Below are 14,374 nucleotides of genomic sequence, written 5' to 3'. Positions count from 1 at the left end.
CGGCATACAATATAGTAAAAGTTTTCTTCTATTATCTTGATGAAGAACTTCCTGTTCTATTAAATTTTTCTGCATATTTTTTTGCAGTTGGTAAATAGGTTCTTAAATCATTAATTCTAGACGCATTTGAAGGGTGTGTACTTAAAATTTCTGGCTGAGAACTTCCTCCAGATCTTTGACTCATTCTTACCCAAACTTCTGCAGCTTCAGTTCCATTATAACCAGCCATAAGCATAAAAACTAAACCTAATCTATCTGCTTCTTGTTCATGAGTTCTACTAAATTTTAACATACCCAAACCAGAACCAATACCAAAGGCAGTGTTCCAAATTTGTTGTGTTTTTGGATCTTTACCAGAAGTTCCAAGAGCAACAGCCAAACCACCAATTTGTTGTAATTGTCCTTGAGACATTCTTTCTTGACCATGTTTAGCAAATGCGTGAGCAACCTCATGCCCCATAACTGCAGCTACACCATCTTCGTTTGCACAAATTGGCATTATTCCTGTATAAAAGACAACTTTTCCTCCAGGCATACACCAAGCGTTTACTGTTTTATCTTCGATTAAATTGAATTCCCATCTGTAAGCATTTGCTTCAGAAACCATATTATTTGCTCTCATAAAACGATCTACTGCCGCAGAAATATTTTTACCAACGTTTTTTACTTGATTGGTCATTTCTCGATTATTAGAAACTTTATTTTCAGCTAGAAAACCTTTGTATTGGGCAAAACTCGCAGGTAAAACTTGCGAATCACTTACAAAATTAATTCTATTTCTTCCAGTAATAGGTACTTTAGAGCATTCTGTAAATAAAAAAACGGTTAATAATAGAATTGCTATTTTTTTCATTTTTGTATAGTTTTAGTTTTTAACAGTGGCAATTTATTCATTTTATACCAAAAAATTGAACTCTATTCGAAATTAAAATATCTTATTTAAAAAAAAATAATTATTATTTATGACTAAATTTGTTAGTTTTTCAGAAAAAAATCGTCTAATATATAAGGTTCAGTAAGATAATTTCTATCAAATCTGAATTTTATAAAATTTCTAAAACTTAAAATATATTATGAAAAAAATACTTAGTTTACTTTTATTAACATTATTTATTGGTTGTTCAAGCAATGCACAATCCACAAAAAAAGAGAATAAAGAATATAAAATTTCCAAAACTGAAGCTGAATGGAAAAAACAACTTTCGGAACAAGAATTTTATGTTTTAAGAGAAGCAGGAACCGAAAGAGCTTTTACAAGTCCATTAAATAAAGAACATCGAAAAGGAACTTTTGTTTGTGTAGCATGTAATACTGCTTTGTACAAATCTGAACATAAATTCGATTCTGGTACTGGATGGCCTTCTTTTGACAGGGCTGTAAAAGGAAATGTGGAATTAGATGTAGATTATAAAATTGGTTACGCTAGAACAGAATTAAAATGTAATACTTGTGGTGGTCATTTAGGACATTCTTTTGACGATGGTCCGAAAACTACAGGAAAACGTCATTGTATAAATGGTGTTGCTTTAAAATTTATTCCGAAAGAGAAATAGATTTTTTTGGTAACAAATATCATAGATTCATGTGTTTTTCTGTGTGAAATTATTAAATTAGATAAATTTTGAAAAAAAAAGAGCTGAAAACATCAGCTCTTTTTTTTTGACAAAAATTTTACAAATTTAGATGGACTTGGATCATTTTTTTTTCAAAATTCTTAAAATTAAAAATGAACTTAATTTAATAATTCTTGTAAGCTAAAAACCCAAATATTATCTTTACTATTAGCATCTTTATTACTTTTTAAAATATATCCTTTTGGAGCTTCCACATTAATATTCCAACTTTCTTTTTGGTTGATTTCTATAGTAATCTCATTATCTTTCTTGGTATATATTATAGAAACACTGTTTCCAGCTACAAAAAGTTTTTTTACAGAAGCGTTTTTCCATTTTGTTGGCATTTGTGGTTTTATATCTATTTTTTTCTCAGCTGCATTTGGTTGCACACCAAAAAACTGTTCAATTATAGCCACTCCAAAACCATAGATATTCCAAGCTTGTACAAATTCGCCATGATCTGGAGAAACTTCGTACATCGCTCCAGGAGAAGCATAACTAAAACTATTACACATTTTCTTAAGATATTCTAAAGCCTCATCTGGATTTCCATATTTATTTTCTGCAATTGCAGAAACTCCAGTTGGTAATGTCATAACAGCAGAAACATAAGGATTTGCATATCTTTTTACTTCTCCAGATTGGTATTCTTTTGGATCGTTTCTATCGATTCCAGTTACATAAGTTCCGTACAAATTCGTAAATTGTTTTGCAGTTTTTAAAGCTATTTTTGCTTTTTTTACATCTGCAACACCAACTTCCATTGGCGTATTTACAACATGATTATGGTGTAAAACAAAAGGTCTTGGTGTTTTCGAAGGATTTTTTAAAATAAACGTTTTTGTTTCTAAAAGTTCTTTTACTGCCCAAGATTTTTCTAACTTCTTAGCTCTTCCAATTGCAGTTTCAATTAATTTTAAAGCTTCTGAATCTGTTCCTATAAAATCTGCAAAAGATTTAAATTCTTCCGACCAAAACTCGTTATTTATTATCTTTTTTAATTGCTCTGATTTTAATTTATACTCTTTAGATAATTCTTCTTCTCCAAGAACTCCAGCAATTTTAGATGCGTTCACTAAAGCATGTTGTGTGTACACTGCAACATCTATCATTTCGCTATTTAGCCCATGAATTTCCATCATTCCATACCCTTCTGGAACTAAATTTTTATTGGTGTCTTTTTCATTTAATAACCAATTCATTCCGTTTTTTACACTTGGAAAATATTTTTTCAAGAATTCTTTGTCTCCATTCCATAAATAAACTTTCCATAAAAGACTAATAAATTGTGGTGTCTCTGTGGTATTTCCTGTATTGTAAATTCCTCCATTTGTAGATATTTCGTGAACAATTCTTCCACTTGAATTATGTTTAGAAGATATTTTTTCTAACAATTCAATGGTGTTTAAAGTAACATCATTTCTTCCAATTGTTAAATAACCTTGCAATGCATATTCGCTATCACAACCAAACCACCAAGGAAAATTCGGGTAACCAGCAGCCATTCCACTTCCAATTTCTGGCACTTCTCTAACAAACCAATCTGCAGTATATTTTAACCATTTAAAGGTTTTATTTAAAGTAGTATCTGGCGTTTGTAAAACTGTAAGATTTTGAAGCTCTGCATATCTTTTGTTTTTTTCCTTTAAAAATTTTGATGCATTTTTTTTCAAAGAATTGTAGGTTGCATTTACTTCATTTTTTGATGTATAACTTCCAGCAATGTAAAAGTTCAATAAATATTCTTCATTTTTAGGAATTGAAAGCGCATAAGATAATTCCCCACGAATTCCTTTTCCTCTATAAGCTGTACTATCTTGTTTAAATTTAGACGGTTTTTCGTCACTTCCAAATTTTACATACCATTCGTTTTTTATATCTTTTGCTTCCAAAGAACCATCGCTTTCTATATAATTCATCGTATCTAAACTATCAATCATATTTGTTCGTTCGCCCAACCAAGTTGCTCTTAAATCTACACTTCCATTAAAATTAAATGTTGTTTTAATGTTTTTAGAATTGGTATTTTTAATTTTATATTGAATAATCATCCCTTCTTTATCATCTGGCACAAACTGAACTTGAGTTACGTTTAAATTTTTTGCTTTCCAATCATATTCTAATAAATTTGCAAACGGATATTGTGCAAATCGAATTGCATTATTGAGTTTAAATGTATCCTTTTCAATTTGAAGAGAAGCAGAAAAACCGTCCATTAACTTTATAGGGTGATTCCAAATTCCCCCCATTTCAGCTCCAATATGCCAGCCAATTTCTGGGAATTGTCCATTTTGAGCACCAACTGAATATACTCGATTTCCAGAAGTTAAATAGGGTTCTTTTTTAAAAGCTTCCTTACCATTAATGTGTTCCATCGAATCTACGATTTTTAACAAATCTGTTTTTGGAGTAGAACAGGAAAAAATAATCAATGAAAATAGATAGAAAATTTTACGCATTGGTTTATTATTTTTTAAGTAAATATAAATGATTTTCATTTTTTAAGTACTTTTTGAAGCAATTTTAGTTACTTTTAAAATCATAATATAAAAAGAATATGGAGAGAGATGCAATTGTAGATTTATTGGAAGAAAAAAACAGTAACTTGTTAGCTTGGCTAAACAAACACCCAGAAGAACTTTGGGAAAAAGGGCCTGAAGGAAAATGGACTACAGCACAACAAGTGCAACATTTGGTAGATAGTTTACAATTATTGAATAACGCTTTAAGCTATCCTCGTTTTTTTTTAAAACATAAATTTGGTACTTGCAATAGAGAAACTAGAGATTATGATACGATTGTAAAAAATTACCAACAAAAATTGATAGAAAACAAAGAAAGAGCAGCTGTTTTTAATCAAAAATTGAAAAAACCTTTGTTGAAAAATAGAAAGAGATTATTGAATAGACTTCAAATTCAACATAAAAAATTACAATACAAAACACGAAAAATTAGTGATTTGAATTTAGATACTTTGGTAATACCACATCCATTAATGGGAAAAATGACTATTCGTGAAATTATTATGTGGACTGCACATCACACAGAACACCACACAAACATTTTAAAAGAAAAATACAAAGAAACACTGCTATAGAATGAAAACTATTATTGCAAAGCCACACCTTTTCTTTTTTGGACTAACAATGTCTTTTTTTATTTTAGGTTTTTTAAATAGAGAAATTCCTTTCGATATTAATATTCACGCGACCTATTATGTTTCAACACTTAATTTTTGGTTTTATATTTCTGCTGTTTTTTTCGCATTAATCGGCTTTAATTATTTCTCTTTGGCTTGGGCAGAAAAACCTCCTAAAAAATGGTTAACAATAACACATATTTCTCTTCAAATACTTTCACTTTTATTATTGCTAACTAAAGAAAATTGGAATTGGATTGGAAAAGAAAATTCACAAAAACTCTCTATTTTTAGTGATAATGATCAATTAATAATAGCAATTTCTATAAGCATCTTTATTTTTTCTATATTTATTCATTTAATAAACTTCTTTACAAGCCTATTTTTAAAGAAAATATGATTAAAAAACTCCATTTTTAAACATAAAAATTCCTCTAAATTCCTATATTTGTGCTTCCAAAAAAAAGACACAAATTATGTTTAATAATTTAAGCGATAAATTAGATAAAGCCTTACACACCCTAAAAGGCCATGGTAAAATTACAGAAGTTAATGTTGCAGAAACGCTAAAAGAAGTTCGAAGAGCGTTATTAGATGCCGATGTTAACTTTAAAATTGCCAAAGATTTTACCAAAAGAGTACAAACCAAAGCCTTAGGACAAGATGTATTAACAACATTAAATCCTGGACAATTAATGGTTAAGTTGGTGAAAGACGAACTTACAGAATTAATGGGTGGCGAAACTGTTGGTATTAATTTAGGTGGTTCGCCAACTGTAATTTTAATGTCTGGTTTACAAGGTTCTGGTAAAACTACTTTTTCTGGAAAATTAGCAAATTATTTAAAAACTAAAAAAACAAAACAAGTTCTTTTAGTAGGTTGTGATGTTTACAGACCAGCCGCAATAAACCAATTACAAGTTGTTGGAGAACAAATTGGTGTAGAAGTGTATGCAGAAGTTGGCAACAACAATCCTGTAGAAATCTCTAAAAATGCAATTGCACATGCAAAAGCAAATGGAAAAAATGTGGTGATTATTGATACTGCTGGACGTTTAGCAGTTGATGAAGAAATGATGACAGAAATTTCTAACATCCACAAAGCAATTGAGCCACAAGAAACGTTATTTGTTGTAGATTCTATGACTGGGCAAGATGCTGTAAATACAGCCAAAGCTTTTAACGATATTTTAAATTTTGATGGTGTTATTCTTACAAAATTAGATGGAGACACACGTGGTGGAGCTGCATTATCTATAAAATCTGTTGTAGATAAACCAATTAAATTTATTGGTACTGGAGAGAAAATGGATGCGATTGATATCTTTCACCCAGATAGAATGGCAGACAGAATCCTTGGAATGGGAGATGTTATTTCTTTAGTGGAAAGAGCTCAGGATCAATATGATGAGGAAGAAGCAAGAAAATTACAAAAGAAAATTGCTAAAAATCAGTTTGGTTTTGATGATTTCTTAAATCAGATTCAGCAAATAAAGAAAATGGGAAGCATGAAAGACCTTATGGGTATGATTCCTGGTGCTGGAAAAGCGTTAAAAGATGTAGATATTGATGATGATGCTTTTCAAGGAATTGAAGCCATTATTCATTCCATGACTCCTTCTGAAAGAAGTACGCCTTCAACTATAAATTCAAGCAGAAAAAAGAGAATTGCCAAAGGTTCTGGAACTTCTATCCAAGAAGTAAACCAATTAATGAAGCAATTCAACCAAATGAGTAAAATGATGAAGATGATGCAAGGTGGTGGAGGCAAAAAGATGATGCAAATGATGAAAGGTATGAAATAAGGTTCAGTTGGCAGTATTCAGTTGGCAGTATTCAGTCGGCAATTGCAGTCACAATAGAAACTTTGAAATTAAAAAATAATAGCCAATATTAACAAACATGACAATTTTAGACGGAAAGAAAACAGCAGCAGATATTAAAGAAGAATTGGCTTTAGAAGTCGCTGAACTTAGAAACAAAGATAAAAAAGTTCCTCATCTAGCAGCAGTAATTGTTGGTAGTGATGGCGCTAGTTTAACTTATGTTAATGCAAAAGTTAAAGCTTGCGAACGTGTTGGTTTCGAATCTACTTTAATAAGATTGCCAGAAAATACAACAGAAGAAGATTTATTAAACGAAATAAATATTTTAAATGTTGATACTGATATCGATGGTTTTATTGTACAACTTCCATTACCTAAGCATATAGACGAACAAAAAATATTAATGGCTGTAGATCCTGATAAGGATGTGGATGGTTTTCATCCAACAAATGTTGGTAAAATGGCTTTAAACTTACCAACTTTTATTTCTGCAACGCCTTTTGGAATTTTAGAATTGTTAGATAGATATAATGTAGAAACTTCCGGTAAACACGTTGTTGTTTTAGGAAGAAGCCATATTGTGGGTAGTCCAATGAGTATTTTACTTTCACAAAAAAGAAAAGTTGGAAATGCAACTGTTACTATGTGCCATAGTAGAACTAAAAATCTAAAAGATATTACTTTACAAGCAGATATTATTGTTGCTGCAATAGGTATCCCAGAGTTTGTAAAAGCAGATATGGTAAAAGAAGATGTAACTATTATTGATGTAGGTATTACGAGAATGGCAGATTCTTCTAAGAAAAATGGGTTCAGATTAGTTGGAGATGTTGCTTTTAAAGAAGTTTCTGAAAAAGCGAGTTTTATTACTCCTGTTCCTGGAGGAGTTGGTCCAATGACTATTGCAATGTTGTTAAAAAATACTTTATTGGCTTGTGAGAGAAGGTCTTAATTAATTAAATATGACAAAAAATAGAATTGTTAGCAATTTTTATGAATTCATTCAAATATTTTTTGGAATTATTCTCGCAAGTATTGGTTTAAAAACATTTCTGTTACCTAACGGATTTTTAGATGGTGGTGTTACAGGAATTGCAATACTTGTAAAAACACAAGTAGATATTAGCATGTCTATTTTATTAGTTCTTTTTAGTATTCCTTTTCTAATTCTTGGTTATTTTACGGTTTCTAAAAGAATTGTAGTAAAATCTATTATTAGTATTTTAGGTTTAGCTCTTTTTATTCATTTTGAAAACTTCCAAACAGTTACAGACGATAAATTATTAATTTCCATTTTTGGGGGGTTATTAGTTGGTTCTGGAATTGGTATTGCTATTAGAAATGGATCTGTTTTAGATGGTTCAGAGATTCTTGGAGTATATTTAAACGATAGATTTGGAATTAGTATTGGAAAAATAATTCTCGTTTTTAACATCGTTTTATTTAGTATAACTGCCTTTGTTATTTCTACTGAAGTTGCTCTCTACTCTATTTTAACTTATATAATTGCATCTAAAGTTACAGACACAGTAATAGAAGGTTTCGAAGATTTTATTGGGGTTACCATTGTTTCCAAAAAAAACGATTTAATTAAAATTGCTATTTTAGAAGAATTAGGAACTGGATTAACTGTATATAAAGGCGCATCTGGTTTTGGAAGTAAAGGTGAAGCAGAGGATTTTGAGATTATACATTCTATAGTAAATAGGATAGATATTAAAAAAATGTATCGATTAATTAACGATATAGATACACAAGCTTTTATTGTAGAGTTTGATGTAAATAGTGTTAAAGGTGGTGTTCTAAGACATTATATTGATAAGAAAAAGAATAAGAAGTTAGAAACTTTTAAAGCATCTGTTTTAGCTAAAAATAATAAAGAAGATAGTTTATAAAACGGCTTCTTCAGTATTATGTTTACCAAATTCTTTTCTGTAAATTCTTACTATTACTAGAAATAAACTAATTAGTAAAGGTCCAAATATAAGTCCAATAAAACCAAATAAAGGAACACCTACAATTACACCAATTAATGTAATTAATGGGTGTACATTATCTAATTTTCTTAATAAAAACAGTCTTATAATATTATCTGTAGAACCAACAACTACCAAACCGTAAATTAAAATTCCCCAGGCAGAAGTTTCGTTTCCAGAAGCCATTGTTAAAATAAAAACAGGTAGTATTCCTATTAAAGTTCCCACAAAAGGAATCATAGAACCCACTGTTACGATTATAAACCAGAAAAAAGGATCGTTAATTCCAAAAATTAAAAAACCAATTAATGCAATTATTCCTTGTGCGATTGCTACTAAAGGAATTCCGATTGCGTTAGAACGAACCATTGCTTGAGATTCTTTACCAATTATTTTTAAATTTCTCTCGCTAATTGGTATATATTGGTACAAAGAATCTCTTAATTGAGATCTATTTGTAAACATATAATATAGTAAGAAATACATAATTCCTACAGATATAAAAATGTTAAAGGTACTTCCTGCAACTCCTTCTAAATTGCTTGTTATGAAATTAGAAACCTCAGAAACATTTATTTTAGAACCTAAATCGTAACCAAATCTGTCTTCAATTTTACCAAATTGGTCTTTAATAACCTGCATTACTTGCTCGGAATTACTTACTGCGTCTCCAATTTTATTTCCCAACATTAAAACAATACCAGTTACTGGTAATAGAATACAAACAAAAGAAACAACCATTAAAAGAGCGGCTGCCAAATCTGGATGCCATTTTTTACGTACCAAATACACCATCCATTTTCTTAATAAAACATAAATGGTAATTGCACCTAAAACACCTGAAAAATAAGGCATCATTTCTCTAAAGATAAGAATTCCAATAAATAGAATTAGTAATAAGACAAAAACTTGTCTTATTATTTTGGGAGCGATAGTATCTGACATTAATTTTTTTGTTGCAATTTATTAAAAGTAATCTTTTAAACTGAATGCAATACGTTTTTATATGGACTTATATAATAATTAATTTTCTTCTCTATTAACTAAGTCCATAGAAAACGCAGGCAAACAAATGGCTAAATACTCACAGTTTTGCTCAAAAGGATTTGAATATTGAACTCTTGTATTTTTATTAATTTTTATAGATTGCCCTGCTTCTAAAACAACAGTTTCATCGTCTATAATAAATTGTTTTTTGCCTTTGATGATATAGGTATATTCGTCGAATTTTGGTGTTTGAAAAGGTTCGCTCCAACCAGAAGGTGCAACCATATGTGCAATGCTTACTTGAGAATTTTTATCAGTTGCATTGCCAAAATGTTCTTCTATAAGTTTTCCATCAGTTGTTGGAACTACGAAAGGAGATTTTTGAATCTTAAAGTTTTTTCCCATAATGAATAACATGTTGCGAAAGCGATTGAAACGACATCCTTTTTAATTTATTTTCAAATTAAAAAGATATAGTGTAAAGCGCGGTTACGCTTTTTTGCGTAATTCGCCCTAATTAAACCAAACAATTAACGATTTCATTTTCGCTAAATCTGGAATTTGCTGTAAGCTAACTTTCTGTGTACTAAAGTTTTTTAAGCCTAATTCTTCTTTGTCTATAGCAATTGTAATATTAAAATCGTTTATAAATAATGTCGCAGAAGAAATGGTAGATTCTATTCTATTGATGTTGTTATTGTTATTAATTTCTGAAAAACTTGAGTTTAGATTAATGCCAGTTTCTGTTTTAAAACGAGAATCGTGAATTTCTACACTTTTTATGGTGGATACTGAATCTAATTGCTCTTTTGGAACGACAGTTAAAATATGCTTCCCTCCTTTTTCGAAGATTAAATACTCATCATCGTCTTGAAAATAATCGTCTCCTAAAGCGCCTTCGCTTAAATTTTTTACAATAGAATCGTTTTTATAAAGATTGTCTAGATCTTGGATGGTAGTTTTTGATGTAATGTAGCCTACTTTACCTTTTTCGATTTTAAATTTATCTCCTCCACTACAACTAATAATAAATATTGAAACTAAGATAAGTACGATGGTTGAAAGTTTGTTTTTGATCATGCTGAATATATTTTTCGTTTATATAACGTTCTTTTTTTTATTTTGTTACTTTAATACTTTTTTTAATATCCCAAATGCGGCTCTAATAAAAGTAGCACTTGTTAATACTTTTACAATAGGGTTTTGCCTTGTACTTCTTCGAGAATACGTTTTTCTAGAAGCTTTTTCTTCTCTTCTTCTTTCTGCTTCTCTTTCTTTTTCTTTTTGTTCTTTCTCCTTTTCTTCTGCAGCTTTTTTAATTGCTTTTTCTTCTGCTAAATTAATGCCTTCTATTTTACTATTTAGCATTTCGTAAGCACTTTCTCTATCTAAATCTTGATTGTATTTATGTATTAACCTCGAATTATCTATAACATGTTTTAACTCTTTGTTCGTTAAAATATCCATTCTACTCATTGGAGCACGTAACATGGTTCTTGCCAAAGGTGTTGGAATTCCTTTTTCGTTTAAAACGGATACAAATGCTTCTCCAATTCCTAATTTCGTTAAAACTTCTTTAGTGTCGTAATAATCTGAACTTGGGTAATTTTCTGCAGCCAACTTAATAGCTTTTCTGTCTTTTGCAGTAAATGCTCTTAATGCATGTTGCACTTTTAAACCTAATTGCGCCAAAATATCTTCTGGAACATCTTTTGGGTTTTGAGTTACAAAATACAACCCAATTCCTTTTGAACGGATTAATTTTACAATACTTTCGATTTGATTTAATAAAGCTTTGGAAGCTTCTTCGAAAACCAAATGTGCTTCGTCTATAAAAATGATTAATTCTGGTCTTCCTGAATCTCCTTGTTCTGGAAAGGTTTCATATACTTCTGCCAATAATTGCAACATAAATGTAGAAAACAATTTTGGTTTGTCTTGAATATCTGTTAAACGCAACACAGAAATAATTCCTCTTCCATTTTCGTCTACTCTTGTTAAATCTTCTACTTCGAAAGATTTTTCGCCAAAGAATAAATCTCCTCCTTGTTGTTCTATTTCTATAATTTTACGCAAAATTGCGCCAGTTGAAGAAGATGAAATTCGACCATATTCATTCTGAATTTCTTCTTTACCTTCGTTAGTAACATAATGTAAAACTTTTTTAAAGTCTTTAATGTCTAACAATGGAAACTTATTATCGTCGCAATATTTAAAAATAATAGCAACTATTCCACTTTGCGTTTCGGATAAATCTAAAATTCTCGATAATAAAACGGGTCCAAATTCCGAAACTGTGGCACGCATTTTTGTTCCTTCTTGTTCGGAAATTGTTAGAATTTCTATTGGAAACTTTTTAGCTTCGAAAGGAAAACCAATTTTTGCATGTCTTTCATCTATTTTTGCGTGTCCAGGACTTGGTTGTGCCAAACCAGATAAATCTCCTTTAATGTCCATTAATAATACAGGAATTCCTTTTTCGGATAAATTTTCCGCTAAAACTTGTAGTGTTTTTGTTTTTCCTGTTCCTGTTGCACCTGCTATTAAACCATGTCTATTTAAGGTTTTTAAAGGAATTTTTACGATAGCATCTGTTATGGTTTCTTCGCCCAACATTGCTGCACCTAATTCTATAAAATCGCCTTTTGTTTTGTAACCTTCGTTAATGAAATCGAAAAATTCTTCCTGTTTACTCATTTAATTGTTTTTATATGGAATCTGAAACGAGTTCAGATTGCAAAGCATAAAAATAATCAAAGTTTAATTGTTAGGAAATAAAAAGTTAGGTTTGTTTAGATATGTTTTATATAGATTGCCAATATTTAATCTTCTTTTGGTAAAATATCGAATCTTGCAGTAGGTTTTGCCAATAATCTTTCTTCTCTTATTAATTTACCTGTTCTTTCACAAACCCCATAAACCTTGTTCTTTATTCGTTGTAATGCAGATTGTAATTCTCTTTCTTTTTCTTCTAAACGTTTTTTCAATTGCTCGTTCTTTGCTTGTTGTTGCGAGTGTTTACTAGTTTGGTTAAAATCTACATTTGCATTTGATAAACGTTGTTTTTGTTCTTTTAAATTTGTTTCGAATTTAGAAAGTTCCTCTACAGTAGTTTTTAAATCCTCTTCTATAATTATTTTAAATTCTTTTAATTTTTCTGTACTATATTGTATTGTATCTGACATATTTTTTTATTTGAATTAATATTGATGAAATTAAATTTCAGCTAATATCTCAAATATAAAGGTTATTATAAGAGTACTTGCTTCCAATAAAACTAATTATTAACTCAAATACAAATTGCTTTAATTTATTTAAAGTCAGTCTATCCAATTCTTAAAATCTTTCACTCGTTCTCTACTTACAATAATTTCAGTTTCATTGTAAGAATTTAAAATTAATTTTAAACGTGAATTAGAATATGCAATAATGTCTTTTATAGCATTGATGTGAACTATAAAAGTTCGGTTGACTCTAAAAAATTGTTCTGGATCTAATTGTTCTTGCCAATTTTCTAAAGAATGGTCTAATAAGAAATTTCTGTTTTCTGAAGTATGAATATAAGTGGATTTATTTTCGCTATAGAAACACTCAATTTCATCGATATTTATAATTTTTATATGCTGACCAACCTTAATCGAAATTCTTTTTTTAAACTTTCTATCAACAGGATTTATCAGTAATTTTCGAATGTCATCTAAATTTACTTGAACATTAGATTGTTGTGGTTGATATTCTTTAAATTTATCAACAGCAACCTTTAATTCGTCTTCATCTAAAGGTTTTAACAAATAATCAATACTATTTAATTTGAAGGCTTTTAAAGCATATTCATCATAAGCAGTTGTAAAAATAATTGCCGATTTTACGTCAATTTCTTCGAAGATTTCAAATGATAATCCGTCTGATAATTGAATGTCTAAAAAAATTAAATCTGGATGCTCGTTATTCTGCAACCATTTTAAAGATTCTTCCACAGAATGCAACATTTGCTGGACTTCAATCTCTAAAGCGCCCAACATTCTGTTTAACCTTCTTGCAGCTGGTTTTTCGTCTTCGATTATTAGTACGTTCATATTGTAGTAAATAGGTTTTAGTCGTTAGTGGTTAGTTTGTTCTTCTTAATTATTTTAAATTGATTCTAAAACTTCAAGTATCGAATCCTGAACTTTAAACTTTTAATCTTAAACATTGAATTTTTGTTTACTTCTTCATCATTTCGTCAATCTTTCGTTGTTCCCAATCTTTACTAAAAATTTTGGGAGCTCCAAAAACTAACATTCCGTGAATTATTAAGCCAATTCCCCACCAAAAGAAAAAATTATAATTATTGATGTCTGTAAATGCATCTATAACTGAATCTCCACGATTGATATCTTTGTAAATTCTTCTTCCAATAAAGAACAAATTAATAATTAAATAGGCAGAAAAGTGTTTGTAGAATTGTTTAATTTCATGAATTCTCTTTTTTACTTTCTTATATTTTTCTGAATCAAAATCTCTTTCCATCTTATTGTTTGTTTTCTTTCATTATTTCTTTCATCTTCTTTTGTTCCCATTTATCAATAAAATTAGCTTTAAATTTAAAGACATAAATTCCATGAATAAGCAAACCAAAAAACCATAATACAGCATTTACCCATATGTTTGCTTTTATCCAACTTAATGAATTTGGATTCGAAATTCGAGCTTCAAAAAAACTGATAATCATATCAGAAAAAAGTAATAAAACAAGCATCATTATTACAAATATCTGTAAATGATTGTAAAAATTTTTGATTCTTTTTACTGTATTCTCTGCGTCTTTATAAGTAGTATTTTCCATTCTAA

At 29.6% G+C, this 14,374-nt stretch carries 16 protein-coding genes; 6 read left to right on the top strand and 10 right to left on the bottom strand.

The window, feature by feature from the left end:
• Window positions 1–31: 31 nt before the first annotated feature.
• Window positions 32–853: a M48 family metallopeptidase gene (locus H9I45_RS01610; RefSeq protein ID WP_088353678.1), complete on the bottom strand. Its 822-nt coding sequence runs from the start codon at window positions 851–853 to the stop codon at window positions 32–34.
• A 220-nt stretch (window positions 854–1,073) separates the two neighbouring features.
• On the opposite strand from H9I45_RS01610, the gene msrB reads away from it, so the two are divergent.
• Window positions 1,074–1,553: a peptide-methionine (R)-S-oxide reductase MsrB gene (gene msrB, locus H9I45_RS01605; RefSeq protein WP_088353679.1), complete on the top strand. Its 480-nt coding sequence runs from the start codon at window positions 1,074–1,076 to the stop codon at window positions 1,551–1,553.
• 179 nt (window positions 1,554–1,732) lie between these two features.
• Here msrB and H9I45_RS01600 read toward each other — a convergent pair whose 3' ends face one another.
• Window positions 1,733–4,114, bottom strand: coding sequence for an alpha-L-rhamnosidase-related protein (locus H9I45_RS01600; RefSeq protein ID WP_140422744.1), 2,382 nt, complete (start codon window positions 4,112–4,114; stop codon window positions 1,733–1,735).
• A 59-nt stretch (window positions 4,115–4,173) separates the two neighbouring features.
• On the opposite strand from H9I45_RS01600, the gene H9I45_RS01595 reads away from it, so the two are divergent.
• From H9I45_RS01595 to H9I45_RS01575, 5 genes are all read left to right on the top strand, one after another.
• Window positions 4,174–4,713, top strand: coding sequence for a DinB family protein (locus H9I45_RS01595; protein ID WP_088353681.1), 540 nt, complete (start codon window positions 4,174–4,176; stop codon window positions 4,711–4,713).
• Between the two features lies 1 nt (window position 4,714).
• Window positions 4,715–5,155 carry a hypothetical protein gene (locus H9I45_RS01590; RefSeq protein WP_088353682.1) on the top strand — a complete coding sequence of 147 codons (441 nt, stop codon included), beginning with the start codon at window positions 4,715–4,717 and terminating at the stop codon, window positions 5,153–5,155.
• Window positions 5,156–5,231: 76 nt separating this feature from the next.
• Entirely contained in the window at window positions 5,232–6,560 is a 1,329-nt protein-coding gene (gene ffh / locus H9I45_RS01585; protein WP_088353683.1) for a signal recognition particle protein, read from the top strand.
• A 97-nt stretch (window positions 6,561–6,657) separates the two neighbouring features.
• Complete coding sequence (gene folD / locus H9I45_RS01580; protein ID WP_088353684.1) at window positions 6,658–7,533, top strand: bifunctional methylenetetrahydrofolate dehydrogenase/methenyltetrahydrofolate cyclohydrolase FolD; 876 nt, start codon at window positions 6,658–6,660, stop codon at window positions 7,531–7,533.
• 10 nt (window positions 7,534–7,543) lie between these two features.
• Window positions 7,544–8,476, top strand: coding sequence for a YitT family protein (locus tag H9I45_RS01575; RefSeq protein WP_088353685.1), 933 nt, complete (start codon window positions 7,544–7,546; stop codon window positions 8,474–8,476).
• Here H9I45_RS01575 and H9I45_RS01570 read toward each other — a convergent pair.
• The 8 genes from H9I45_RS01570 to H9I45_RS01535 form a co-directional block, all read right to left on the bottom strand.
• Entirely contained in the window at window positions 8,471–9,502 is a 1,032-nt protein-coding gene (locus H9I45_RS01570; protein WP_088353686.1) for an AI-2E family transporter, read from the bottom strand. The two genes, H9I45_RS01575 and H9I45_RS01570, sit on opposite strands and share 6 nt — an antisense overlap.
• 78 nt (window positions 9,503–9,580) lie before the next feature.
• On the bottom strand, window positions 9,581–9,949 hold the full coding sequence (locus H9I45_RS01565) for a cupin domain-containing protein (protein WP_088353687.1): 369 nt from the start codon (window positions 9,947–9,949) through the stop codon (window positions 9,581–9,583).
• Window positions 9,950–10,057: 108 nt separating this feature from the next.
• On the bottom strand, window positions 10,058–10,624 hold the full coding sequence (locus tag H9I45_RS01560) for a hypothetical protein (RefSeq protein WP_088353688.1): 567 nt from the start codon (window positions 10,622–10,624) through the stop codon (window positions 10,058–10,060).
• A 45-nt stretch (window positions 10,625–10,669) separates the two neighbouring features.
• A complete protein-coding gene (locus tag H9I45_RS01555; RefSeq protein WP_088353689.1) occupies window positions 10,670–12,241 on the bottom strand; it encodes a helicase HerA-like domain-containing protein in 1,572 nt (523 codons plus the stop codon).
• A gap of 125 nt (window positions 12,242–12,366) precedes the next feature.
• Window positions 12,367–12,729 (bottom strand): TraR/DksA family transcriptional regulator, encoded by a 363-nt coding sequence (locus H9I45_RS01550; protein WP_088353690.1) that lies wholly within the window; start codon window positions 12,727–12,729, stop codon window positions 12,367–12,369.
• Between the two features lie 135 nt (window positions 12,730–12,864).
• Window positions 12,865–13,620: a LytR/AlgR family response regulator transcription factor gene (locus H9I45_RS01545; protein WP_088353691.1), complete on the bottom strand. Its 756-nt coding sequence runs from the start codon at window positions 13,618–13,620 to the stop codon at window positions 12,865–12,867.
• 127 nt (window positions 13,621–13,747) lie between these two features.
• The gene (locus H9I45_RS01540) at window positions 13,748–14,053 is read right to left on the bottom strand and encodes a 2TM domain-containing protein (protein WP_088353692.1); all 306 of its coding nucleotides are present in this window, start codon (window positions 14,051–14,053) and stop codon (window positions 13,748–13,750) included.
• A gap of 1 nt (window position 14,054) precedes the next feature.
• Window positions 14,055–14,369 (bottom strand): 2TM domain-containing protein, encoded by a 315-nt coding sequence (locus tag H9I45_RS01535; RefSeq protein WP_088353693.1) that lies wholly within the window; start codon window positions 14,367–14,369, stop codon window positions 14,055–14,057.
• Between the last annotated feature and the right edge of the window lie 5 nt (window positions 14,370–14,374).

Origin of the sequence: Polaribacter haliotis, from assembly GCF_014784055.1 — a bacterium.
In the GTDB taxonomy this organism is placed as follows: domain Bacteria; phylum Bacteroidota; class Bacteroidia; order Flavobacteriales; family Flavobacteriaceae; genus Polaribacter; species Polaribacter haliotis.
Note: the sequence above shows the minus strand (reverse complement) of the source record. Positions and strands in the feature narration are given on the sequence as shown.

Coding starts and splice junctions, on each gene's coding strand:
- H9I45_RS01610 (WP_088353678.1), bottom strand. CDS start 853: ATGAAAAAAATAGCAATTCTATTATTAACCGTTTTTTTATTTACAGAA.
- msrB (WP_088353679.1), top strand. CDS start 1,074: ATGAAAAAAATACTTAGTTTACTTTTATTAACATTATTTATTGGTTGT.
- H9I45_RS01600 (WP_140422744.1), bottom strand. CDS start 4,114: ATGAAAATCATTTATATTTACTTAAAAAATAATAAACCAATGCGTAAA.
- H9I45_RS01595 (WP_088353681.1), top strand. CDS start 4,174: ATGGAGAGAGATGCAATTGTAGATTTATTGGAAGAAAAAAACAGTAAC.
- H9I45_RS01590 (WP_088353682.1), top strand. CDS start 4,715: ATGAAAACTATTATTGCAAAGCCACACCTTTTCTTTTTTGGACTAACA.
- ffh (WP_088353683.1), top strand. CDS start 5,232: ATGTTTAATAATTTAAGCGATAAATTAGATAAAGCCTTACACACCCTA.
- folD (WP_088353684.1), top strand. CDS start 6,658: ATGACAATTTTAGACGGAAAGAAAACAGCAGCAGATATTAAAGAAGAA.
- H9I45_RS01575 (WP_088353685.1), top strand. CDS start 7,544: ATGACAAAAAATAGAATTGTTAGCAATTTTTATGAATTCATTCAAATA.
- H9I45_RS01570 (WP_088353686.1), bottom strand. CDS start 9,502: ATGTCAGATACTATCGCTCCCAAAATAATAAGACAAGTTTTTGTCTTA.
- H9I45_RS01565 (WP_088353687.1), bottom strand. CDS start 9,949: ATGGGAAAAAACTTTAAGATTCAAAAATCTCCTTTCGTAGTTCCAACA.
- H9I45_RS01560 (WP_088353688.1), bottom strand. CDS start 10,624: ATGATCAAAAACAAACTTTCAACCATCGTACTTATCTTAGTTTCAATA.
- H9I45_RS01555 (WP_088353689.1), bottom strand. CDS start 12,241: ATGAGTAAACAGGAAGAATTTTTCGATTTCATTAACGAAGGTTACAAA.
- H9I45_RS01550 (WP_088353690.1), bottom strand. CDS start 12,729: ATGTCAGATACAATACAATATAGTACAGAAAAATTAAAAGAATTTAAA.
- H9I45_RS01545 (WP_088353691.1), bottom strand. CDS start 13,620: ATGAACGTACTAATAATCGAAGACGAAAAACCAGCTGCAAGAAGGTTA.
- H9I45_RS01540 (WP_088353692.1), bottom strand. CDS start 14,053: ATGGAAAGAGATTTTGATTCAGAAAAATATAAGAAAGTAAAAAAGAGA.
- H9I45_RS01535 (WP_088353693.1), bottom strand. CDS start 14,369: ATGGAAAATACTACTTATAAAGACGCAGAGAATACAGTAAAAAGAATC.